The organism is Actinoallomurus sp. CA-150999, assembly GCF_050942425.1.
GTDB lineage: Bacteria > Actinomycetota > Actinomycetes > Streptosporangiales > Streptosporangiaceae > Actinoallomurus.
In genome coordinates this window covers 11,322,239-11,345,243 of the sequence record NZ_CP192063.1, presented here as the reverse complement: position 1 = coordinate 11,345,243, position 23,005 = coordinate 11,322,239, and the positions used below count along the sequence as shown (strand labels likewise).

Sequence of the window (23,005 nt, the reverse complement as noted above, 5' to 3'; positions counted from 1 at the left end):
TACGGAGCCCGGGAGCTGAACCACGGGCCGTCGGCGGGCGTCTGTTCTGTTCGGAACATGACGGTGAGAGGCGGTTTCCATGGTGTCGAGGCGTGCCTTCCTGTTCGGCGGCGCGGGACTCGGGGCGGTCGCGGTCGCCGGAGGGGTCGGCGCGGTCCTCGTCGAGGAGGACGTGCTGCCGGGCAAGGTCGCGTTCGACCGGGCCATCGGGCGTTGCGGGTCCGTGCCCAGCCCTCCGGGTACCCCCGGTGTGGTCCAGACGCAGACCTTCTCCTCGCGTCGGCGGGGCACCGACGTCACGGCCGTCGTCGTGCTCCCGGCGGGTGTCACGTCGCTTCGGGGGCTGCCGGTCGTGGTGGCGCTGCACGGCAACGGCGGCACCGGGGTCTCGGCCGCCTCCGGTCTCCGGCTCGACCGCTACCTGACCGAGGTCGTGCGCACCCGCGGGGTCCCGCCGTTCGCGCTCGTCGCGGTGGACGGCGGGCCCAGCTCGTACTGGCACCGGCGCGCGAGCGGCGAGGACCCTCTCGGGATGATCGTCGATGAGCTGCTGCCCCGGCTGCGCCGGCAGGGGGCGTCGACGGACCGGTTCGGGGTGATCGGCTGGTCGATGGGCGGCTACGGCGCGCTGCTCCTTGCCGAGACGGTCGGCGCGCCCCGGATGGCCGCCGCCGTCGCCTCCTCGCCCGCGCTGTTCCCGTCGTACGACAACGCCCGCCGGACGAACCGCCAGGCGTTCGACGACGCGGCCGACTTCGCGCGCAATGACGTGTTCGCGGGCCTGGGTCGGCTGAAGGGCGTTCCGACCAGGGTCGACTGCGGCACCAGCGACCCGTTCGCGCCGATGGTCCGCAAGCTGCGTACGCGGCTGCGCCCGGAAGGGGCGATGAGCGGCGGATGCCACGATGGCGCGTTCTGGCTGCCGCACCTGCCGGACCAACTGGCCTTCCTCGGCGGTCACCTGCACACCCGCTGACCGGCCCACCGCACCGGCGAGGCAGGACACGGCGTGGGCGGCGGCGGAGCCGAGGACGAGGATGTGCGTAGGCGACGACATCCTGCGCTCGATGTCGAACCATTCGAGCGCGTTCCCGACGGACGCCGCGATGATCACACGGTGCACCCTGGTCGAGGCGCCGGACGGGCTGTCCGCCAGCAGGTTCGCGGTGCGAGGTCGCCCGCTATGGCCGCGCATAGCGCCCGCAGCCCCGGTCTCGATGAGGACCTTGAGGGTCAGCTTCTCGGCCGTGAACGACCGAGCCTGCGGCTCGGACGTTCACACCTTGTCGCGCTCCCCGTCACGGCTGGCCGTCGCGCCAGGGTCGCATCTCCCTTCACCCCAGGATTGGGGGCAGGGACGGGCATGCTGACGAATGCCCACGCCACACACGCCCGTTTCCGGATGTTCATGGCAGCGATGACATCGGCAGGGCCAGCGAACCCACACCGACGACAACAAAACGTATCCCGATCAGGCCGGTTCGCCCGCATGGTATGCCCACACCACGGCACAGGACACTGCTGGGAGGTATAGGCCGGGTCCACTTCCACGAACGGCACCCCAGCCCGCAGCGCCTTGTACTGGATGAACTCACCGAGCTGATGGAACGGCCAGGAGGAGAGCGTGGCCCGCTGGTGCCGCCTGAGCCGTACCCGATCGCGTATCCCACTCAATTCCTCAAGCGCGATACCGCGTTCGGTGCGTCGGGCAACGGCCACAATCTCCTTGCTGATCTTGTGGTTCTCATTCGAGGCGTGCCGGGCCTCCCGCGCTGACCGGCGGGCCAGACGACGGGCGGCCGACCGGCTCCCCGCGGCTTTCCTGGCCTGCAGTTCGGCACGTAGCCGGGCCTGGCGCCGGCGATAGCGTTGCAGGCCTTTGCCTTGGTGGTTGTCGCCGTCGGAGGTGGTGGCCAGGTTCACGATCCCCCGATCGACCCCGATCCAATCGGTCGGCTCGAACTGCGGGGCCTCTTCGACCTCACAGGTCGCGATCAGGAACCACATCCCGTCGCGGCACGCCAGGTCACTCTCGCCCTTACGGTGGTCCGCCAGGAACTTCACCTGCCCGGGCTCACCGGTGAACGCGATGTTCCGGACCCGGCCGTGAGCGGTCCAGATCGAGACGGTCCGGGCGTCCATCTGCCACGACAAACACCTGTCGTCAAACGGCTGGGCGGCATCATCCCGGAAGGCGATCGGCTTGGACTCGGCTTTGCGGCGCCGGGGTGAATGCTCATCGCCCAGCAGGCCGGCCTCGATGTGGGCGTGCAGGGTGGTGTAGGCGTCGGCGACCTTCCGGATCACATGTAATGCGGGTTGCGCCGACAGCCCCCGCGCCTTCAGGTCGGCGTAGACGAGTTTCTGCAGCTTCTGGCGGGCGAACACGCCCTTGGCGAACGCGACCGCCGACACCTCGTTCGCCGCGGTGTTACACAGGGGCAGGGTCGCCGCCAGCGCCGCCGCCTGCTCAGGCGACGGCAGCAGCTTCACCCGTACCACCAACTTCACAAACAGTGACACTACAAGTACGCACCGACACTGGTGCGTAAGTCCATGAATTCAACGGCGAGCCCGACCACGTCCACTACCCGCCAAGATCGCCCTGTCCCGCCTGGTCAACAGTCTGGCCGATTGAAGCCCAGCCGGCCGTTCCGGGCGCGGAGCACGTGCTCGAGCGCCGCGAGGTTGATGGTGTGCTGTCCCTTGTTGTCGGCGCTGCCCCGCCCGTACCAGCGATCGCCCTCGACGATGAGACGCCACGGGTCGAGGCCGGGGCGCCACCGGCCCGCGTCACCGGGGACGACGTCGGCGTGCCCGTAGGTCAGCACGGTCGGCAGCCTGTTCGCTTCGTGGCGGTGGGCGACGAGGAAGGGGCCGTGGCCGGCCACGGGGTTGTCGACGATCTGGTGGGCGGCGCCCAGGCGTTCCACGGCCGGCGCCATCTCGTGTTCGAGATACCGGCGCAGAACGGGCACCGACTCGGGTCTCCCGCTCTCGGTGGGGATCGCGACCCGCCGCGCGAGGTCGGCCTGAAATGCGCCGGAGTCAAAGTAATCGCGGGCGTATCGGATCGCCGTTGAGCGTGTCACCGTGATCCTTTCCGGGGGTGGGAAACGTCGCGGCGATATCTCGGCGTCATGCCCATCGACCTGCCGCAAGGCCAATTCGCCTAATGTCGGCAGGCTAGTGAGAGCCCTTCCTCGGCACAATTATCATTATCCGAAGGCGGCATTGCCGGTACGGCAAGGCAGGCGCGCCGATGCGCGGTCCCGACGGATATGGTCGTTCGATCGGCGCCGTCCGCCGGGACGGCCCCGTCGGAACGGGGGTGCGGCGTGAACCTCACCGGTCCCGTGCTGCGCTACTTCCTCGAGGTGGCCCGCACCGGCTCGATCAGCCAGGCGTCCGAGCAGCTCCACGTCGCGGCGTCCGCCATCAGCCGGCAGATCGCGAAGCTGGAGCACGACCTCGGGGTGCCGCTGTTCGAACGGCGGCCGCGCGGCATGGTGCTCAGCGAGGCCGGCGAGGTGCCGGCCGCGTACGCGCGGCGTAGCCGGCTCGAGTCCGAACAGGTCATCGAGGAGATACGCGGTCTCAGCGCGCTCCGGCACAGCGTCATCCGGCTGGCCAGTTCGGAGGGCTTCGCCCGGGACCTCCTGCCGGAGGCGATCGTCGCCTTCCGCGAGTCGTACCCGGGCGTGCGGTTCCGGCTGCGCGTCGAAACACCGTCGGCCGCCACCGACGCGGTCCGTGAGGGGACCGCGGACCTCGCCGTCACGTATGCCCTGGCCCCGGAGCCGGACGTCAAGGTGGAGTACTCCGCGGCGCAGCCGATCCACGCACTGGTCCCGGCGGGCCACCCGCTCACCGAGCGGACCGAGGTCCGGCTCGCCGACCTGCTGCCGTATCCACTCGCGCTGATGGAAAAGGGCACGACGATCCGGCAGTTGTTCGATATCTGCGTCAGCCTGGAAGGGCTGCGATTCGAGCCCGCCTTCGTCAGCAATTATTCCGGCGCGCTCTACGGATTCGTGCAGAACAACGGCGGTGTCACCATCGCGGGTTCGCTCACGCACCGGCGGCGGCTGGGCCCCGACGGGCTGGTGGCCGTGCCCATCAGTGACCCGGAGATGTCGCGCCGAAGCCTCCAGATCCAGTCGATGGCCCAGCGGACCCTCCCGAAGGCCGTTTCGGCGTTCCTCGGCCACCTCATCGCGCACATCGAAGGGCCGTGACCCGGGCCAGGCGGCTCACTCCTCCAGCGTGCGGGCCACGGCCTGGACGACCACCTGGGACAGGTCGCCCGTCCGCTGGTGGAACTCCCGTAGCTGGTCGGCGCCGTTGCCGCGTTTGAGCACGTCGAGGAGGAGCCCTTCGGCCGCGAAGAGGTCTCCGCTCTCGGCCAGGACGGGCGCGGTGTGGTCGAGCAGCGCCCGTACGGCCGTCTCGGCCGGGACCGGGCAGCCGGCCAGCGGGTGCACCAGGTCCTGCCGCAGGCCGTACCGGGCCGCCCGCCAGGTGGCGAGCTGGAGTTGTCCCACCCGGACCTGTAGGGGTGGCTCGCCCGCTCGCCAGGCCCGAGCGGCCGTCTCCACCAGCGCGCGGACCAGCGTGGCGATCAGCACGGCGTGGTCGACCAGGAGACAGACGTCGGCGACGCGGATCTCGACCGTCGGGTAGTGGTGGGAGAGCCGCGCGTCGAAGTAGACCATCGCCTCGTCGAGGATGGCGCCGGTGCGCAGCATGGCGTCGATCGCGGCCCGGTAGCCGGCCGCCGACCCGAACAGTTCGGTGGGGCCCGACGACGGCCAGCGCCCCACCGCCTGCCGGCGGTAGCTGGCGTAGCCGCTGTCGACTCCCTGCCAGAACGGCGAGTTGGCGCTCAGCGCGAGGAGCGTCGGCAGCCAGGGACGGATCCGGTCGAGAACGGCGACGCCCTCATCGGGTGACCCGATTGCCACGTGAACATGACAGCCGAAGGTCAGGTGTTCGGCCGCAGTGAGGGAGTACAGCTCGGCCATCCGCAGGTACCGCTCGGTGGGCGTCACGATCGGCCGGACTGGCAGCGGGCAGGTCCCGAGCGCGGCGATGGTCACGTCGTGGCGCCATGCGGCGGCCGCCGCGAGATGCCGTCCCTGGCGGATCTGATCGGCGAGTTCGGTCATCGAGGTGCACGGGCGCGTTCCGGTCTCCAGCTGCTGGCGCTGGAACTCCCTCTGGAGCAGCCCTCCATCACCTCCGTGCGGCGGGAGCCGGAGTATGGCGTCGGCAGCCGCGCGAGGCGTTCCGGTGTTCGGGTCGACGAGGAGGAATTCCTCTTCTACTCCCACGGTGCGAATATCCACTGTGTCCTACTTTGCAGGTTTTTCGCGAGGATCACGTAAAGGCACGGCAACTCCAGTTCACGCTGGATAAAAACCCCCGTATCGCTGACTGATGATCATTGCCCCGTGTCTATGTCAGGGTAAAACGCGCCGAACTCCTACCTACTGGGAATCATGGGTTTAGTCCGTAGCTGGTCTTGATCCGGGCGACTTTCGGAAACGATGGTGAACACAGAGGTGTGACGCGTCGAATGTGGTTCCGGTGTACTCCGGGTCGGCTGCAGGCGGCGGAAGGCCGCCTTTGGCCGTTGAACATCCGGTTTGCCGGGAGAATCGTCGGCATGTGGTTCGGCATCCTGGGTCCCCTGGACGTACGGTCGGCCGACGGGGAGCCGATCTCCGTGGGCGGGCCCCGGCCCCGTGCGCTGCTCGCGATGCTGCTGCTGCACGCGGGCCGGCCGGTCGGCGTGCAGCAGCTGGTCGACGGCCAGTACGGCGACGATCCTCCGTCCGGTGCCGTCAACGCCGTCCAGGCGCAGGTGTCCCGGGTACGGCGTCACCTGCCGCCGGGGATGCTCGAGTTCGACGGCATCGGATACCGACTGGCGGCCGACCCCGACGACGTCGACGTCCACCGCTTCGAGCGGCTGGCCCGGGAAGGACGGAGACTGCTGGGCGCGGGCGCCCACCCGGACGCCGCCGCGATCCTCCGCCGGGCCCTCGGGCTGTGGCGCGGCCCGGCACTGGCCGACCTGCCTTACGCGGACGCGGACAAGGCCCGCCTGGAGGAGCTCCGGCTGGCGGCGACCGAGGACCTCACCGAGGCCCAGCTCGCCCTGCCCGACGGGTCACCGGTCGCGGAGCTGCGGCGGCTGGTGGCCGAGCACCCGCTGCGGGAACGACTCCGCGGCCAGCTCATGCGCGCCCTGAACGCCGCCGGGCGGCCAGCCGAGGCCCTCGCGGTGTACGAGAAGACGCGGCACCTGCTCGCCGAGGAGCTCGGCGTCGACCCCTCCCCGGAGCTGGCCGCCATCCAACTGGCCGTCCTACGCGCCCAGGAGCCCGCGCCGGCGACCCGGCGCAGGCCCGCCGCGCAGCTCACCAGCTTCATCGGACGCGACCGCGAGCTGCGACGACTCGACGACCTGCGCGACTCCCGGCTGGTCACGATCCTCGGTCCCGGAGGCGCCGGAAAGACCCGGCTCGCGGTCGAGGCCGCCGGCCGCCGGGGCGGTGAGACGTGCTTCGCCGACCTCTCCCCGCTCGACGACGGCGACCAGGTGCCGGGCGCGGTGCTCAGCGCGCTGGGACTGCGCGAGACGGGGTTCCACGCGCTCGACGCACCCGACCCAATGAGCCGCCTGGTCTCGGCCGTCGCCGATCGGGACCTCCTGCTGATCCTCGACAACTGCGAGCACCTCGTCGACGGCGCCGCGGCGCTGGCCCGCCGCCTGCTCGGCGAGTGCCCGGGGCTGACGATCCTGGCCACGAGCAGGGAGCCGCTCGGGATCACCGGGGAGATGCTCGTACCGCTCGCGCCGCTGGACGTGCCCCCGCCGGACTCCGCGCCCACCGACGCCTCGGACTATCCGGCCGTGCGGTTGTTCGCCGACCGGGCGGCGGCCGTACGGCCCGGCTTCGAGCTCGGACCCGGCAACGCCGAGGCCGTCGCACGGATCTGCGCGGCGCTCGACGGCCTGCCGCTCGCCATCGAGCTCGCCGCCGCCCGGTTGCGCACCTTCCCGGTGGAGGAGATCGCCCGCCGCCTCGCCGAACACGACCGGTTCCGGCTGCTGTCGCGCGGCGACCGTACGGCCGCCGCCCGGCACCAGACCCTGCGCGCGGTCGTCGAGTGGAGCTGGGACCTGCTCGGGCCCGACGAGCGGATGGCGGCTCGGCGCTTCTCCGTGTTCGCAGGGGGCGCGTCACTGGAGGCGGTCGAGGCGGTCTGCGGTCTGGACGCCGGCGACGCGCTGGCCGACCTGGTGGACAAGTCGCTCGTCGAGACGGACGGCGTCCGCTACCGGATGTTCGACACGATCGGCCTGTTCTGCGCCGAGCGCCTGGCCGAGACCGACGAGCCGCAGCTCGTGCGCGCCGCCCACGCCCGGCACTTCCTCGAACTCGCCCAGCGCGCCGACCTTCACCTCCGCCGCGCCGAGCAGCTGGAGTGGCTGGCCCGCCTCTCCGCCGAGCACGACGACCTCATGGCCGCGCTGCGCTGGGCCGTCCACCACGACCGGGAGACGGCGCTGCGGCTCGTCGCCGCGCTCGGGACGTACGGCTGGCTGAGCGGGCGGCGCGGCGAGGTCGGCAAGGCCGCCGCCGAGCTCCTCGACGCGCCCGTCGAAGGGCTGGACGAGGAGTACGTCGCGTGCGTGGTGCAGGCCGTGCCCCAACCCGGTCCGGAGCACTGGAAGCGGGCGGAGGAGACCGTACGGTCGTTCGACCGGCCGCTGCGGCACCCGTTCACGGCGGCTCTGTGGGGGATGACCGCCGGCCCGCCCGCGCCCTCTGGGGCCCAGACCACCCCCATGCTCGCCGGTGATCCGTGGACGCAGGCGCTGGAGCAGTTCAGTCTGGCCCTGCTGACCGTGCTCGGCGGCGACCCCGCCGAGGGCGAACGCCGGCTCGCGGACGTGCTGACCCGCTTCCGCGCGATCGGCGAGCGGTGGGGGACCGCCCAGACCCTCGACTGGCTCGCGGTGGTCGCCGGCCGGCGTGGAGAGTGGGCGCGCGCCCGGGAGCTATGGGGTGAGGCGCTCACGCTGCTCGGCGAGCTCGGCGCGTACGAAGAGGTCGTGGACGTCCTCGTACACCGGGCCGAGGCGCTGACCCGCGAGGGCGACATCGCCGCCGCCACCACCGATCTCCGGCGCGCGGAGGAGCTGTCCCGTCAGGCGGGCCGGGCGGACGCACCCGCCGCGGTGTACATGGGTCTGGGGGAGATCGCACGCTTCGGCGGCGACCTCGTCGAGGCCCGGCTCCGGCTCGAGGAGGCTCTGCGCGTCTCCGGAGACGCGAGTTTCGGCGTCGAGACGACACAGCCGTGGCTGTTCACCGCGCTGGGACGGCTCGCCGAGGCCGAAGGCGACGACGACGCGGCCCGGACCTGGCATCGCCGCGCCGTCGCGGCCTCTCGGGAGTCCCCGATCGCCATGGACCTCGCCGAGGCCGTCAGAGGCCTCGCCGGGGCCGTCGTGGGAGAGGGGGCGGGCACGGGAGAACGTGCTGCCGTCCTGCTCGGCGCGGCCGTCGCCCTGTGCGGGATGACCGTGGCGCGTGACCGGGACGTCGACCGGATCGCCGCCCGCGTCCGCGACCTCCTCGGCGCGGAGGCGTTCGCCGCGGCGTTCGCGCGCGGCGCCGCGATGTCGCGCGCGGAGGCGCTGACAGCCGTCGACGAGACTGTCAGCGGATAGCGGACGGACTGTCAACGCCCCTGGCGAGAGTCGGGGACATGAAGAACACCACGGTCCTCATCTCCGGCGCGAGCATCGCCGGCCCCGCCCTCGCCTACTGGCTCGAGCGCTACGGCTGCACCGTCACGATCGTCGAGAAGGCACCCGTCCTCCGACCCGGCGGCCAGGCCGTCGACTTCAAGGGTCCGACCCACATGAAGGTCCTGGAACGCATGGGCATCCTCGACGAGGTGCGCCGCCGCCAGACCGGCTCACACGACACCACCTTCATCGACGCGGACGGCCGGCCGCAGGCGGTCATGCCCGCCGAGTTCACCGGTGGTGCGATCGAGATCCAGCGCGGCGACCTGGCCGCCCTCCTGTACGAGCGGACCGCGGGGCGGTGCGAGTACGTCTTCGGCGACTCGATCACCTCGCTGACCGAGACGGCGTCCGGTGTCCACGCCACCTTCGAACGCGGCGCACCGCGCACCTTCGACCTCGTGGTCGGCGCGGACGGCATCCACTCCAACGTCCGCCGTCTGGCCTTCGGCCCGGAGGAGGAGTACGTGCGCTTCCTCGGCCACTACTACGCGCTCGCCGACGTCGCCGCCGCGGGCCCCGCCGTGCAGAGCGTGATGTACAACGAGCCGGGCCGCATGGTGTCGCTCTGGGGCAACAAGGCGTCGGCGTTCTTCGTCTTCGCCTCCGAGCGGCTCGACTACGACCGCTGGAACACCGACCAGCAGAAGCGGCTCCTCGCCCAGGCGTATCAGGGCGGGAAGTGGAAGATGCCGGAGATCGTCGCCGCCGCGTCCGACGCCTCGGAGTTCTACCTCGACTCGATCAGCCGCGTCGAGATGGACCACTACGCCGAGGGCCGGGTCGTCCTGCTGGGCGACGCCGCGTACGGCAACACTCTGGGCGGCTTCGGCACCGGCCTGGCCGTCGTCGGCGCGTACGTCCTGGCCGGGGAGCTCGCGGCGGCCGGCGGCGACCACCGGGTGGCCTTCCGCCGGTACGAGGAGGAGTTCCGCGGCTACGCCAAGATCGCGCGGAAGGGCAACGCCGGACCGTTCCTCGCCCCGCCGACCCAGGCCCGCATCACCATGCGGAACCAGATGTTCAAGCGCCGGCTCCTGCTCAAGTCGATGCTGTGGATGACCGACAAGTTCGCCTCGAACATCGACCTGAAGGACTACCCGGCGCCCGCATCCACACCTCATGACCAATAATGATCAAGGAGAAGACGGCGCGCGACGTCTACTCGGGGAGCTCGGCGATCCGGCGGCGCAGGTGGTCGGCCTGGGGGTCGTTCATCCCGATCGCGAGCGCCCGCTCGTACGCGGTGCGCGCCTCGCCGTGCCGGCCGGCGCGGTGCAGGAGTTCGGCGCGGGTGGCGTGCCACCACGGATACTCGTCCAGGCTCGGGATCGCGTCGACCAAGGCCAGGCCGGCGGTCGGCCCGTCCCGTTCGGCCACGGCCACCGCCCGGTTCAGCCGTACGACACCGGTGTCCTGGACGGTGAGCAGCACGTCGTACCAGGAGATCACGGCGTCCCAGCCGGTCGCGGCGTACGAGGGGGCGAGCGCGTGGCATGCGGCGATCGCGGCCTGCACGACGTACGCGTCCGGCCGCTCCGGGGTGCGCCGCAACGCCGCGCCGACCAGCTCGACCCCCTCCTTGATCTCCGCGAAGTCCCAGCGGCCACGGTCCTGGTCGGCCAGCAGGACCGGGCGGCCCTCGGCGTCGACGCGGGCCGCGCGCCGGGCGTCCTGAAGCAGCAGCAGCGCGAGCAGGCCGAGAACGGTCGGCTCGTCGGGCATCAGCTCCGCCAGGAGGCGCGCGAGCCGGATCGCCTCGGCCGTCAGTGGGACGCGGACCAGGTCGCCGCCGGAACCCGCCGTGTACCCGGCGGTGAAGATGAGGTAGACGGTGGCTGCGACTCCCGACAGCCGTGCGGGGAGCTCCTCGGCGGGCGGGACACGGTACGGGATGCGGGCTCGCGCGATCTTCTGCTTCGCCCGGGTGAGGCGCTTGGCCATCGTCGCCTCGGGCACCAGCAGCCCGCGGGCGACCTCCGCGGTGGACAGCCCGGCGAGGGTCCGCAGTGCCAGGGCGACCTGCGCCTCCACCGCCAGGCACGGATGGCAGCAGGTGAAGACCAACCGGAGGAGGTCGTCGCGGACGACCTCGGGAGGCTCGGGGTCCGGATGGATCAACGACACCGCCTCCGCCTCCTTCCCGGCCCGGCGAGCCTCCCGGCGGATGACGTCGATCGCCCGGCGCTTCGCGGCGACCACCAGCCAGGCGCGCGGGTCGTCCGGCACACCGTCCCGGGGCCACGTCTCCAGCGCACGGACCACGGCGTCCTGCACCGCGTCCTCGGCCAGGTCGACGCTGCCGGTGACGCGGATCAGCGTGGCCAGCACGCGGGCACCCTCGTCGCGTACCAGCGTCGCCGCCGCGTCACCGGTCCCCATCGGTCAGAACTGGACGACCGGGCGGACTTCGACCGCGCCGTCCCACGCCGCCGGGATCTTCGCCGCCACCGCGACCGCCTCGTCCAGGTCGGCGCATTCGAGCACGTAGAAGCCGGCCAGGGCCTCCTTCGTCTCGGCGTACGGCCCGTCACTCGTGATCACGTCGCCGCCCTTGCCGCCGGAGACCCGCACGGTCGTCGCCGTGGCGGTCGGGTACAACGCGTGGCCGCCCTTGATCACGTCGGCGGCCGCCTGGCCGAACTCGTTGTAGTCCTTCATCTCCTCGGCGTACTCCGGCTGCGTCCAGTCGACGTCGCGCGTGTAGGTGAGGGCGATGTACATGGGCATGACCGACTCCTTCGGGTCCTGGGCCGGCTCCGGTCACCGGCTTCACTTTAAGGACGTACGGCCGGAGCCCGGCAGGACACCTCGCGACGACGATTTCCCGGAGCACGTTATGACGACCGTCCCGACATGTTCGGCCCAGAGGTCCCCGCTCCCGCGCACCGGCGGCTCCTCGCCTTCCTCGGCCGCGTTGAGCGGCTCGGTCAGCCGGGATCGACGACGCGGTAGCCCACGCCGGGCGTGGTGATGACGACGGGCGGGTCGCCCAGCTTGCGGCGCAGGCGGCCGATGGTCACCGCGACCGTGTTGGTGAAGGGGTCGGCGTGCTCGTCCCAGACCTGTTCGAGCAGGTTCTCGGCGCTGAGGAAGGCGGGCGCGGCGCGCAGGAGCGCTTCGAGGACCCCGAACTCCTTGACGGACAGGTCGAGGAGGCGGCCGTCGCGGGTGACGGTGCGTCGTACCGGGTCCAGCTCGATCCCCGCCGCGCGCAGCGTACGGGCCCGCGAGGCGGGTCGGCGGCGTGCGAGGGCCTGGACCCGGAGGACGAGTTCCGGGAAGTGGAACGGCTTGGCGAGGTAGTCGTCCGCTCCCAGGATCAGCCCGCTGACGCGGTCGCCGGGCGCGCCGGCGGCGGTCAGCATGAGGACCATGGCCCGGTCGTCGTCCGCGGTGATCATCTGGCAGAGGGTGTCGCCGTGCAGGCCGGGCAGGTCGCGGTCGAGGACGACCACGTCGTAGGCGTTCACGTCGAGCTTGGCGACGGCCTCCAGCCCGTCATGGGCGACGTCCACGGCCATGCCCTGGTCGCGCAGCCCTTCCGCCAGGACGTCGGCGAGCGACCGGGCGTCCTCGACCACCAGCACCCTCACGCCGGAACACCCGCGTGCACCACCGACGGCAGTGAGACGCCGACGCGCAGTCCGCCGTCGGGGCGGGCGCGCAGGTCCAGAGTGCCGCCGTGCGCGGTGGCGACGGCCGCGACGATCGACAGCCCGAGCCCGGTCCCGTCGCCCGTGCCCGTACGGTCGGCGCCGAGCCGGCGGAACGGCCGGGTCAGCTCGGCGACCTGCCGTGGGTCGAGCACCTCGCCGCCCGTCTCGACCATCAGGTGCGCGTTCTCGCCATCGGCCACGGTGGCGACCCGGATCCAGCCGCCGTCCTCGTTGTGGCGGATCGCGTTGTCGATGAGGTTGTCGACCATGCGGCGCAGGAGTGCCCGGCTGCCGCGCACCGGTGTGTCGCCGTCCGCGGTCTCGTGGACGGACAACCGTCGGGCGGCGATGTCCGCGGACCGGGCGGCCACCGCTTCGGAGGCCACGTGGGCGAGCGAGAGCGTCGCGCGATCCGGGAGGTCGCCGTGCTGCGTCCGGGCGAGGACCAGGAGACCCTCCAGCAGGCGGTCGACCTGGTCGAGCTCGCCACGGAGCCGGTCGGCGAGGGCCACGGTCTGCGGCGGCGCGGGCTCCGGCTTGGCCACCGCCACGTCCAGTGACGCCCGCATGGTGGTGAGCGGCGTGCGCAGCTCGTGGGAGGCGTCGGCGACGAAGCGGCGTTGGGCGGCGAAGGCCCCCTCCAGGCGTTCCAGGAGATCGTCGATGGTGTCGGCGAGGTCCTTGACCTCGTCGGCAGGGCCGGGCACGGCCAGCCGCTCGTGCAGGTTGTCCGCGGTGATCCGCCGCGTCGCCGCCGTGATCGTCCGCAGCGGACGCAGCACCCGTCCTGCGAGGAGGCGTCCCAGGACGATCGACGCCACCGCCATGACGGCCAGCGCGATCGCCGACCCGACCAGCAGCCGACGATTCTGCGCCGAATGCTGCTCGGCGAGCTGATTCTGCAGCCAGGCGATCTGCATCTGGGCCTGGGCCAGCGCGGCCTCCTGGGGCGCCGGCTCCGGGCCGGGCAGGTGCATGGTGCTGACCCGTGACCCGAGGGTCAGGACGTTGGCGATCGCCAGCAGTCCCGCGGCGGACACGAAGAACACGACGCCGTACAAGGCGGTGAACCGCGACCGTACGGGGCGGTTCGGCAGGCGGACCGACCGGATGAGGTGGTGGACCGACCGGGTGGGGCGGCCGACCGGCCCTTTCGACATCTTCCGCTCCTTGGTCTGTTTCCACAGAGGCACTCAGCATGCCCGGTCGGCCCTAACAGCGGAATAACAGCGTCCGTTCGGCCCTCGTCACGGCGTCCGCTCCAGGATCGGCCCGGTTCCCTCACCGCCGAGCGAAGAGGACGGGACTGTGAACAGGGAAGCGACCATCGAGGTCAACGGCCTGCGCAAACGCTTCGGGTCGACCGTGGCGCTGGACGGGATGTCGTTCACGGTGCGGCCCGGACGGGTCACCGGGTTCGTCGGGCCCAACGGCGCCGGGAAGTCCACGACCATGCGAGTGATCCTCGGCCTGGACGCGGCCGACACAGGTACCGCCCTGGTCGGCGGCCGGCCGTACCGGAGTCTGCGCGACCCCCTGCGCCACGTCGGGGCGCTGCTGGACGCCGCCGCGCTGCAGCCGAGCCGTACCGCGCGGGGTCACCTGCTGTGGCTGGCCCACTCCCAGGGTCTGGACGCCAGGCGGGTCGACGAGGTGATCGAGCAGGTCGGGCTGCGGTCCGTGGCGCGGCGCCGGGCCGGCGGCTTCTCACTGGGCATGCGGCAGCGCCTGGGGATCGCCGCGGCGCTGCTCGGCGACCCGTCGGCGCTCATGCTCGATGAGCCGGTCAACGGCCTCGATCCCGAGGGGATCCGATGGATCCGCGGGTTCCTGCGGTCGCTGGCGGCGGAGGGCCGGGCGGTGCTGGTGTCCAGTCATCTGATGAGCGAGCTGCAGGACACCGCCGACCACCTCGTCGTGGTGGGCCGCGGCCGGGTCGTCGCGGACACCGGCGTCGCGGACCTGATCGCCACCGCGTCCCGTGGCCGCGTCACGGTGCGCACCCTGGAGCCGGACCGGGCGATGACGGTACTGGCGCACGCCGGCGTCGCCGTGACCGTCACCGGCCGCGACACACTCGTCGTCGCCGGGCTGCCGGCCGAGCGGGTCGTGGCGTTCCTCACCGCGAACGCGCTGCCGTTCTCCGAGGTCGCGGCCCACCGCGCGACCCTGGAGGAGGCGTACATGGAGCTCACCCGGGACGCGGTCGAGTTCCGCGCCGGCACGGCGCGGGAGGCGACCCGATGAGGACCACTCTGGGCTTTGCACGGCTGCTGCGCGCGGAGTGGACCAAGTTCCGTACGGTCCGCGGCTGGGTGATCGGCCTGGGGGTCGCGGCGCTGGTCACCGTGCTGCTCGGGCTCTTCTCCGCCTCGGGCAGCCACTCGTCGTGCGGCGGCCCGACCGACGTCTGCCCCGCCGTGCCGATCGGGCCGGGCGGCGAGGCGGTGGACGACAAGTTCTACTTCGTCCACCGGTCGCTGCAGGGGGACGGTGCCATCACCGTTCGCCTGACCTCCCTGACCGGCCAGGTCCGCCTCCCGGACGCCACGCCCGGCGTCCGGCAGGTCGCCTCCAAGGTCGAGCCGTGGGCGAAGGCCGGCGTGATGGTCAAGGACGGCACCCGGCAGGGGTCGGCGTACGCGGCGCTGATGGTCACCGGCGGGCACGGCGTGCGGATGCAGTACGACTACACCCACGACGTCGCCGGCGGTTCGGGCGGCGTGTCGAAGACGTCCCCGCGCTGGCTACGGCTGGTCCGCTCCGGCGACGACCTCACCGGCTACGAGTCGGCCGACGGCAGCCGGTGGTCCAAGGTGGGCACGGCACGTCTGGCCGGGCTGCCCGCCACCGTGCGGATCGGTCTGTTCGCCGCGTCCCCGGGCGACCTGACGGTGACGCAGGCGGATCTCGGCGGGGTCGTCGCGGCGTCGCGGTTCGCCCAGGCCACCGGCGTCTTCGACAGTGCGAGCGTACGGGGCGGGACATCGGGCGGCGCGTGGAGCCACGACGACCTCGGGGCCACCAAGGAACCCGACGGATCGATCCACCATCCGGGCGGTCTGGTGAAGTCCGGCGGCACCTTCACCGTGACCGGGGTCGGCGACATCGCTCCCCGCACGGACGGCATGACCGTCGAGAAGACGCTCTCCGGACTGCCGGCCGGGCTGATCGTCGTGATCGTGGTGGCGGTGGTGTTCATCACCGCGGAGTACCGCCGAGGCCTGATCCGGACCACCCTGCTCGCCTCCCCGCGACGGGGCCGGGTACTGACGGCGAAGGCCCTCGTGCTCGCCGCGCTGACCTTCCTCGCCGGGCTGGTCGCCGCCGGCGTCACGATGCCGGTCGCCGCGCACATCCTGCGCTCCAACGGGAACTACATCCTGCCGGTCGGCTCGCTCACCCAACTGCGCGTCGTGGCCGGGACCGCCGCGCTGATCGCCGTCGTCGCCGTCCTCGCCCTCGCGCTCGGCACGGTGTTCCGGCGCAGCGCCCCGGCGATCACCACCGCCCTCGTGCTGGTCATCCTGCCGCGCATCCTCGCGACCACGTCCGTCCTGCCCGCGGACGCGGCGCGCTGGCTGCTGCGGCTCACCCCGGCCGCCGGGTTCGCGATCCAGCAGAGCATCCCGGCGTACCCACAGGTCACCGCCTCCTTCTCGCCCCAGGCCGGCTACTACCCGCTGCCACCGTTGGCCGGTCTCGCGGTCTGCGGCGGATACGCCGTGCTCGCCCTCGGCCTGGCCGTCCTCCTGCTGCGCCGGAGGGACGCATGAAGGAGGGACACATGAAGGAGGGGCTCATGACTCGGGAACTCCACGCGGAGTGGACGAAGCTGCGCACCGTGACGAGCACGGCCTGGCTGCTGCTCGCCGGGGTCACGCTGACCGTCGCCGTCAGCGCCGCGGTCGCCGCGACCGTGTCCTGCCCGGCGGCGGGCTGCCGGTACGACACCCCGAAGGTCGCCCTGACGGGAGTCCAGGCGGGCCAGGCGATCGTCGCCATCCTGGCGGTCCTGACCATCACCGGCGAGTACGGCACCGGCATGATCCGGACCACCCTGGCCGCGATGCCGCGCCGGGACGCCGTCCTGGCCGCCAAGGCGACGATCCTCACCGGCCTGACACTGGCCACGGGGACGATGGCCGTGCTCGGGTCGCTGCTCGCCGCGCGGCTCATTCTGCCCGGCAACGGGTTCGTCCCCGCGCACGGTCAGGCGCCCTTGTCCCTGGCCGACGGGCCGACGCTGCGCGCGGCCGTCGGCTCGGTCCTCTACCTCGCGCTGATCGCCCTGCTCGGCCTCGGCGTCGCCACCGCCGTACGGGACTCGGCGACGGCCATCGGCGTCGTGTTCGGCCTGCTGTACATCCTCGCGGTCCTGCCGGTCATGGTCTCGGAGCCGGACTGGCAACGGTTCCTGTGGCGGATCTCGCCGATGGAGGCGGGACTCGCCATCCAGTCGACCACCCGCCTGTCGAGCCTTCCACTCGGCCCATGGGAGGGGCTGGGCGTGCTCGCCGCGTGGGCCGCCGGGGCGCTGCTCACCGGTGGCCTACTGCTCCGGCTGCGCGACGCGTGAGGCCGGCGTCGCGCCCGGCGCGGCTCAAGGGCGACCGCGTCACCGGTTCACGCTCGGGCCTGAGCCTCCACCAGGGCGGCGAAACCATCGAGATGGCGGGCAAGGCTGTACTCGAACAGTCCGTCCAGGTCCGACACCGTTTCCGCCTCGATCGTGGCCAGCAGTGGGAATCGTCCGCTGCCGAGGAGTTCGTTGGACCGCTTTCGCTGTTCCAGCCACCATTGGTCGAGCGTCACACCGGTCTCCTGCTCCGCTTCGGTCTCGTCCGCCAGGGGCAGGGCAACGGTGATGACCAGCGCGTGCAGCGTGAGCGCCTCGCGAAGCCGCGTCGTCATGGGCAGCCCGAGCCCGTCGAGTGCGCGCAGGGTCCATTCGGTGTGCGCCATCATGTTGGGCACCAGCAACGGGCGGGTGAACGAGACGGCCCTGGGCAGCCAGAGGTGCCGTCGGCACAGCTCCCACTGCCGGCGGGAGATCAGTTCGAGCTTGGCCCGCCACCCCTCCGGCCCCGGGACGGGTAGCTCGGGTTCGCCGAAGGCTTCGTCGGTCATCTGCGTGACCAGTTCGTCCTTGTTCGCCACGTGCCGGTAGAGCGACATCGGACCGACCCCGAGCTCGGCCGCGAGCCGTCGCATGGACACGGCGTCGAGTCCTTCGACATCGGCGATCGCAATGGCGGTGCGGAGGACCTGACGCCGGTTCAGCGCCTGTCTGGGTCGCGGTCTCGGCGACGTGGTCAGGCCGGCCGGCTGCGCAGGGCGCGCGTGGGCGCTGACCACCGTGCCGGAACCGACCTTGGCTTCGACGAGCCCGGCGTCGCGGAGAGCCGCCATCACCTTGGTCGCGGTCGCGATCGCGACGCCCCATCGCTGGGCGATCTGTCGGATGGAAGGCGCCCGGTCGCCGGGCCGCAGGTCGCCGGACAGGATCTGGGCGCGGATCTCCGCGACGATCCGCCGGTAGGGCGGATCCGGTCGCTGCGTTGACGACGGCATGGGAGCCCCCGATCCATCGGTGAGGTCGTTCGCCTGCCGTGAGTGTACTAGTTCAATTCAGTCGACACTAGTTCACTTTTTTAGCTTAAACGCCCCGATGAAGTCCACATCTTTAATGGCGTCAATACCATGTACGCACAACGGGTAATACGCCGTACGCATCCGCGCGGCGGCCGTGGGCGTAAGGAGAGACAACGATGACAACGAACCACGAGGCAGAGGCCGCCACCGTCGATCGCCGACCGCCGACCTTGGTGTTCGTCCACGGCACCAACTCCTCGTCGTTCTTCTGCTCGGGACTGATCAGCGAACTCACCCTGCGCGGGCATCGGGCCGTGGCCGTCGACCTGCCGGGACACGGCACCGAAGGGTTCTTCCCCCGGGCGTACCAGGCGCCGCAGGACCGCGCGGCGCTGGCGACCGAGCCGTCGCCGCTCGCCAAGATCACCATCGACGACTATGTCGAGCGCGTCATCGACGTGGTGCGCCGCGCCCGTCGCCACGGACCCGTGATCCTCGCGGGCGCCAGCCAGGGCGGCGTCACCGTGAGCAGGGTCGGCAACGCCATCCCCGACCTGCTCGAACGGGTCGTCTACATGGCGGCGTACTGCTGCGTCGACCTGCCGAACCTGGCCGCCTATCTGGAAACGCCGGAGAACAGCGAGAGCCTGCTTCCCCGGGTGATGGCGGCAATGGCCGCCGATCCGGCGAACCTGGGGGTGAGCCGGATCAACTGGCGCTCGGCCGACCCGGCGGTGGTCGACGGCATCAAGCAGTGCCTGGCCGGTGACTTCACCGACGAGGGGGCGAGGCGGCTGCTCAACATGCTCGAGCCGGACGAGCCCGCCGCCATCCCCATGGCCGAGGCCCGGGGCGAGGCGAAGACCTGGGGCCGGATTCCCCGGACGTATGTGCGCTTCACCCTCGACCGGCTGATTCCGCCGGCGCTGCAGGACCGATTCATCAGCGAGGCCGACCGTCTCACGCCGGACAACCCGACCGACGTACGAAGCGTCGCGGCACCCCACGTCGGCCCGTTCGAACGACCTGAACTGGTGGAGATCTTCGCCGAGCTGGCCGGCGATCGATCGGAGAAGGAACATGACCGCGACCGATGAGTCCCGTGCCGGGACCGCCGTCCCGGAGGCGTACCGGTGGCGGTGGGTGGCGTTGGTCGTGCTGCTGGCCGCCGAGGTCATGGACATGCTCGATGCCGTGATCACGAGCATCGCGGCGCCGTCCATCCGGGCCGATCTGGGGGGTAGCGCCACCACGGTGCAGTGGCTCGGGGCCGCCTACACCCTGGCGATGGCGGTCGGCCTGCTCACCGGAGGGCGCTTGGGCGATGTCGCCGGGCGTAAGCGGATGTTCCTGGTCGGCGCGTTCGGGTTCACGGCCGGGTCGCTGTTGTGCGCGCTGGCGTGGTCGCCGGAGACGCTGATCGCCTTCCGCGGAGTGCAGGGCCTGTTCGGGGCGGTCATGATCCCGCAGGGGCTGGGTGTGATCAAGGAGATGTTCTCCGGAGCGGAGATGTCCAAGGCGTTCGGGATGTTCGGTCCGGCCATGGGGTTGTCCACCGTCGGTGGGCCGATCCTCGCCGGCTGGTTGATCGACGCGGATTATTTCGGCACCGGCTGGCGCATGATCTTTCTCATCAACCTGCCGTTCGGGCTCCTGGCCGTCCTGGGGGGCCTGCGGTTCCTGCCCGAGTCGCGGTCCGCGCGTCCGCCCGGGCTGGATCTGGTCGGTGTGGTCCTCGCGGGGGTGGCCTCGCTGCTCCTGGTCTTTCCCCTGGTGCAGGGCCGCGAGCTCGGCTGGCCGGTGTGGACCTTCTCGATGATGGCCGGGGGCGTCCTCGTCTTCGGTCTCTTCGGCCGGCACGAGAGCCGCCGGCAGCGCGCGGGCGCTGATCCGCTCGTCGTGCCGAGTCTGTTCCGCAAGCGGGGTTTCACAGGCGGGCTGATCGTGGGGGTCGTGTTCTTCGCCGGGATGGCCGGGTTCTCCCTCGTCTTCAGTCTGTTCTTGCAGGTGGGTCTGGGGTATTCGCCGCTGCGGGCGGGGCTGTCCACGGTGCCCTGGTCGGCCGGTGTGATCGTCGGGTTCGGCGTCGCTCAGGTCGTGCAGCGGTTCGGCCGCCGGGCCATTCACGGCGGCGCGCTGTTGATGGCCCTCGGCGCCGGGGGAATCGTCCTCACTCTGCACCTGGCCGGTACCGGCGTCGGCCCCTGGCAGTTCGCTCCCGCGCTGATCGTCACCGGTGCCGGAACGGGCCTGTTGATGGCACCCTTCTTCGAGACGGTGCTCGCGGGGGTGGAACGGCATGAGACCGGTTCGGCGTCCGGCGCGCTGACCTCCGTCCAGCAGCTCGGTAGTTCTCTGGGTGTGGCGGTGCTGGGCACGATCTTCTTCGGTGTCCAGGGCGGGTTCGTGGAGGCCATGAAGGTCACGCTGTGGGTCGAGATCGGCCTGCTGACCCTGACCTTCCTCGCGGTGTTCCTGCTGCCGAGGCACGCCCGCGCACGGGAGTGAGCCCCGGGATGTTCCGTGTCGTTGACGGAGGCCCGCTCGCATGTCACCTTCTTAGGAAAACCTTTTCCCAATCCGTGAGGTGGCGATGACCGGTCCCGCGAGACGAGACGTGCTCAGGATGGGTGCGCTGATGGCGGGCGGGCTGCCGATGCTCGCCGGCCCCGGAACCGCGGCCGCCGACACGGCCGGTGTCGGCGCGCGGGTGCGGCCGCCGCGATTCCGCGACGCCTGGTTCCCGATCACCGACTTCGGCGCCGTCGGCGACGGGACGACCGACTGCACGCGGGCGATCGACGCGGCGATCCGGGTCTGCCACGCGGCGGGCGGCGGCCACGTCCTGGTGCCCGCGGGCCGGTGGGCGACCGGCGCGATCCACCTGCTGAGCCGCGTCGACCTGCACGTCGACCAGGGCGCGACCCTGCTGTTCAGCACCGACCCGGCCGCGTACCTGCCGGTCGTGCTGACGCGCTGGCAGGGCGTCGAGGCGTACAACTACTCGCCGCTGATCTACGCCCACGGGCAGCGGGACATCGCCGTGACGGGCCAGGGCGTCCTTGACGCCCAGGGCGACAACGGGCACTGGTGGTTCTGGGTCGGCTCCGGGCAGTACGGCTGGAAGCCCGGCATGCCGAACCAGCGGGCGGACTGGACGGCCCTGGAACGCATGGGCGTGGAAGGAGTCCCGCTCGACCAGCGGGTCTTCGGCGCGGGCCACTATCTCCGGCCGAGCTTCATCCAGCCGTACGCCTGCCGGAACGTCCTCATCGAGGGCGTCACCCTGCGCCACTCTCCGATGTGGAACATCCACCCGGTGCTGTGCCGGAACGTCACGGTGCGCGACGTCTCGGTGGAGAGTCTCGGGCCCAACGGCGACGGCTGCGACCCCGACTCGTGCCAGGACGTGGTGATCCAGCGCACGAGGTTCGCCACCCACGACGACTGCATCGCCATCAAGTCGGGGCGGGACGAGGACGGCCGGCGGGTCGGGGTGCCGTCGAAGAACATCCTCATCGAGGACTGCGTCTTCGTCAGCGGCGGCGGAGCGGTGGCGATCGGCAGCGAGATGAGCGGCGGCGTGTCGGACGTCGTCGCCCGGCGGCTCCGTCTCCCGTACGACGCGTCGCTCGACGAGGCCAGCGTCGCGTGGATCCTGTCGGTCAAGTCCACCTCGACGCGCGGCGGCTACATCCGGAACGTCCGTGTCACCGACGTCTCGTGCCCCGCGTGGACGTACGTGCCGTTCGAGGTCACCTACACCTACATGGGCGGCGCCGGCGGCGAGCTGTACCCGGACGTATCGGGCATCACCGTACGGAACTGGTCGGTCGGCGGCCCGTGCGACTACGCCTACCGGGTCCGCGGCGCGCCGACCGCCCCCGTGCGCGACGTGCGCCTGACGAACCTCACGTTCGAGCACGCCGCGCACGAGCCGGTCGTCGAGAACGCCGACGTCACGACCCGGCACGTCACCGTACGAGGGACCTGACGCGCGTCCGGCAGGTCGCCCGCGGCTGACGACCGGCCCTCGACCTGACCACCGAAAGTCTCCTTCAGAATCGGTAGCGCAGGATGTGGCCGCTGTCCCGGCCGCCGGGAAGGCGCGCCCCCAGCCGCAGGCCCAGCCGCGCCGCGGCCGGGAGCTCGCCCACGTCGGGCTGGTCGACGACGTACAGATCGTCCACGCACTCGAGCCCCGCATGCCAGCCTTCCAACGCGCGGGGGTCGTCGATGCCCCAGTGCCAGCTCCGCGCGACCTCGCGCAACCTGCCCGCCATCCACCAGAACCGATTGCTCCAGCGGACGAGCCTGGTGCTGAAGCAGTCGAACAGCAACTCTCCGTCGGTGAACCGCTCGCAGATCCGCTGGATCAGCCGCCTGCCTTCCTCCTCGTGCAGGTACATGGTCAACCCCTCGAACACGGCCACGGTCGGGCGGTCGGCGGGTACCTCCTCCAGCCACCCCTCGTCGGTGACCGAGGAGCCGAGCATCCGGTAGTCCCCGCCGGGATGCGGCAGCAGCCGGCGGCGAAGGTCGATGACGTCGGGGTAGTCGACGTCCAGCCAGCGCACCGACGACGACGGGACCAGCCGGTGTACCCGGGTGTCCAGGCCGCAGGCCAGGTGCAGCACGGTGGCCTGCGGATGGGCGGCCAGGAACTCGGCGGTCCACCGGTCCAGCTGCCGTGCGCGCAGCGCCAGCATGGCCGCATCCCACGGTGCCTGCGTACCGGTCTTGCGCCAGTCGTAGTCGATGCGCCCGACCACCTCGTCGGCGGTGTGGTCACGCAGGATGGAGTGCGCGGCACGGCTGTCCAGCGCCCTGGCGTACAGGGTGGCGAGCATCGTCTTCTGGACAGAGGTGAGGTCGATCTTTTCGCGATCCATGAGGCCTCGTTTCGGGGGATGGGGACGGG

At 71.5% G+C, this 23,005-nt stretch carries 19 protein-coding genes; 10 read left to right on the top strand and 9 right to left on the bottom strand.

What is annotated here, in order from left to right; translation table 11 throughout:
• Window positions 1-79: 79 nt before the first annotated feature.
• Window positions 80-976 carry an alpha/beta hydrolase gene (locus ACQP2O_RS52465; protein ID WP_433177846.1) on the top strand — a complete coding sequence of 299 codons (897 nt, stop codon included), beginning with the start codon at window positions 80-82 and terminating at the stop codon, window positions 974-976.
• Between the two features lie 257 nt (window positions 977-1,233).
• On the opposite strand, the gene ACQP2O_RS52460 is transcribed toward ACQP2O_RS52465, so the two are convergent.
• Complete coding sequence (locus ACQP2O_RS52460; protein WP_433177843.1) at window positions 1,234-2,511, bottom strand: RNA-guided endonuclease InsQ/TnpB family protein; 1,278 nt, start codon at window positions 2,509-2,511, stop codon at window positions 1,234-1,236.
• Between the two features lie 107 nt (window positions 2,512-2,618).
• Window positions 2,619-3,092 (bottom strand): M20/M25/M40 family metallo-hydrolase, encoded by a 474-nt coding sequence (locus ACQP2O_RS52455; protein WP_433177841.1) that lies wholly within the window; start codon window positions 3,090-3,092, stop codon window positions 2,619-2,621.
• Between the two features lie 246 nt (window positions 3,093-3,338).
• Here ACQP2O_RS52455 and ACQP2O_RS52450 point away from each other — a divergent pair, with 246 nt between their 5' ends.
• A complete protein-coding gene (locus tag ACQP2O_RS52450; protein ID WP_433177838.1) occupies window positions 3,339-4,238 on the top strand; it encodes a LysR family transcriptional regulator in 900 nt (299 codons plus the stop codon).
• A gap of 15 nt (window positions 4,239-4,253) precedes the next feature.
• On the opposite strand, the gene ACQP2O_RS52445 is transcribed toward ACQP2O_RS52450, so the two are convergent.
• Window positions 4,254-5,348 carry a carboxylate-amine ligase gene (locus ACQP2O_RS52445; protein ID WP_433177836.1) on the bottom strand — a complete coding sequence of 365 codons (1,095 nt, stop codon included), beginning with the start codon at window positions 5,346-5,348 and terminating at the stop codon, window positions 4,254-4,256.
• A gap of 320 nt (window positions 5,349-5,668) precedes the next feature.
• On the opposite strand from ACQP2O_RS52445, the gene ACQP2O_RS52440 reads away from it, so the two are divergent.
• Both ACQP2O_RS52440 and ACQP2O_RS52435 read left to right on the top strand, forming a co-directional pair.
• Window positions 5,669-8,749, top strand: coding sequence for an ATP-binding protein (locus ACQP2O_RS52440; protein ID WP_433177834.1), 3,081 nt, complete (start codon window positions 5,669-5,671; stop codon window positions 8,747-8,749).
• A gap of 38 nt (window positions 8,750-8,787) precedes the next feature.
• On the top strand, window positions 8,788-9,963 hold the full coding sequence (locus ACQP2O_RS52435) for an FAD-dependent monooxygenase (RefSeq protein ID WP_433177832.1): 1,176 nt from the start codon (window positions 8,788-8,790) through the stop codon (window positions 9,961-9,963).
• 28 nt (window positions 9,964-9,991) lie between these two features.
• Here ACQP2O_RS52435 and ACQP2O_RS52430 read toward each other — a convergent pair whose 3' ends face one another.
• From ACQP2O_RS52430 to ACQP2O_RS52415, 4 genes are all read right to left on the bottom strand, one after another.
• A complete protein-coding gene (locus tag ACQP2O_RS52430; protein ID WP_433177829.1) occupies window positions 9,992-11,212 on the bottom strand; it encodes an RNA polymerase sigma factor in 1,221 nt (406 codons plus the stop codon).
• 3 nt (window positions 11,213-11,215) lie between these two features.
• Window positions 11,216-11,560, bottom strand: coding sequence for a YciI family protein (locus ACQP2O_RS52425; RefSeq protein WP_433177828.1), 345 nt, complete (start codon window positions 11,558-11,560; stop codon window positions 11,216-11,218).
• 200 nt (window positions 11,561-11,760) lie between these two features.
• Window positions 11,761-12,426, bottom strand: coding sequence for a response regulator transcription factor (locus ACQP2O_RS52420; RefSeq protein WP_433177826.1), 666 nt, complete (start codon window positions 12,424-12,426; stop codon window positions 11,761-11,763).
• On the bottom strand, window positions 12,423-13,649 hold the full coding sequence (locus ACQP2O_RS52415) for a sensor histidine kinase (RefSeq protein WP_433177824.1): 1,227 nt from the start codon (window positions 13,647-13,649) through the stop codon (window positions 12,423-12,425). Before ACQP2O_RS52415 ends, ACQP2O_RS52420 begins: the two co-directional genes overlap by 4 nt.
• A 220-nt stretch (window positions 13,650-13,869) precedes the next feature.
• On the opposite strand from ACQP2O_RS52415, the gene ACQP2O_RS52410 reads away from it, so the two are divergent.
• From ACQP2O_RS52410 to ACQP2O_RS52400, 3 genes are read left to right on the top strand one after another with little or no spacing between them, the layout of a single operon-like run.
• Window positions 13,870-14,736, top strand: coding sequence for an ATP-binding cassette domain-containing protein (locus ACQP2O_RS52410; protein WP_433191485.1), 867 nt, complete (start codon window positions 13,870-13,872; stop codon window positions 14,734-14,736).
• Window positions 14,733-16,265 (top strand): ABC transporter permease subunit, encoded by a 1,533-nt coding sequence (locus ACQP2O_RS52405; protein WP_433177821.1) that lies wholly within the window; start codon window positions 14,733-14,735, stop codon window positions 16,263-16,265. Before ACQP2O_RS52410 ends, ACQP2O_RS52405 begins: the two co-directional genes overlap by 4 nt.
• Before the next feature lie 26 nt (window positions 16,266-16,291).
• Window positions 16,292-17,068 (top strand): ABC transporter permease, encoded by a 777-nt coding sequence (locus ACQP2O_RS52400; protein WP_433177819.1) that lies wholly within the window; start codon window positions 16,292-16,294, stop codon window positions 17,066-17,068.
• Window positions 17,069-17,115: 47 nt separating this feature from the next.
• Here ACQP2O_RS52400 and ACQP2O_RS52395 read toward each other — a convergent pair whose 3' ends face one another.
• A complete protein-coding gene (locus ACQP2O_RS52395) occupies window positions 17,116-18,063 on the bottom strand; it encodes a GntR family transcriptional regulator (protein WP_433177817.1) in 948 nt (315 codons plus the stop codon).
• Between the two features lie 197 nt (window positions 18,064-18,260).
• Between ACQP2O_RS52395 and ACQP2O_RS52390 the strand changes: the two genes are divergently transcribed.
• The 3 genes from ACQP2O_RS52390 (at window position 18,261) to ACQP2O_RS52380 (ending at window position 22,078) form a co-directional block, all read left to right on the top strand.
• A complete protein-coding gene (locus tag ACQP2O_RS52390; RefSeq protein WP_433177815.1) occupies window positions 18,261-19,181 on the top strand; it encodes an alpha/beta fold hydrolase in 921 nt (306 codons plus the stop codon).
• On the top strand, window positions 19,165-20,592 hold the full coding sequence (locus ACQP2O_RS52385) for an MFS transporter (protein WP_433177813.1): 1,428 nt from the start codon (window positions 19,165-19,167) through the stop codon (window positions 20,590-20,592). Before ACQP2O_RS52390 ends, ACQP2O_RS52385 begins: the two co-directional genes overlap by 17 nt.
• A gap of 85 nt (window positions 20,593-20,677) precedes the next feature.
• Window positions 20,678-22,078 (top strand): glycoside hydrolase family 28 protein, encoded by a 1,401-nt coding sequence (locus ACQP2O_RS52380; RefSeq protein WP_433177811.1) that lies wholly within the window; start codon window positions 20,678-20,680, stop codon window positions 22,076-22,078.
• 64 nt (window positions 22,079-22,142) lie between these two features.
• Here ACQP2O_RS52380 and ACQP2O_RS52375 read toward each other — a convergent pair whose 3' ends face one another.
• Complete coding sequence (locus ACQP2O_RS52375) at window positions 22,143-22,976, bottom strand: class I SAM-dependent methyltransferase (RefSeq protein ID WP_433177809.1); 834 nt, start codon at window positions 22,974-22,976, stop codon at window positions 22,143-22,145.
• Window positions 22,977-23,005 lie beyond the last annotated feature (29 nt).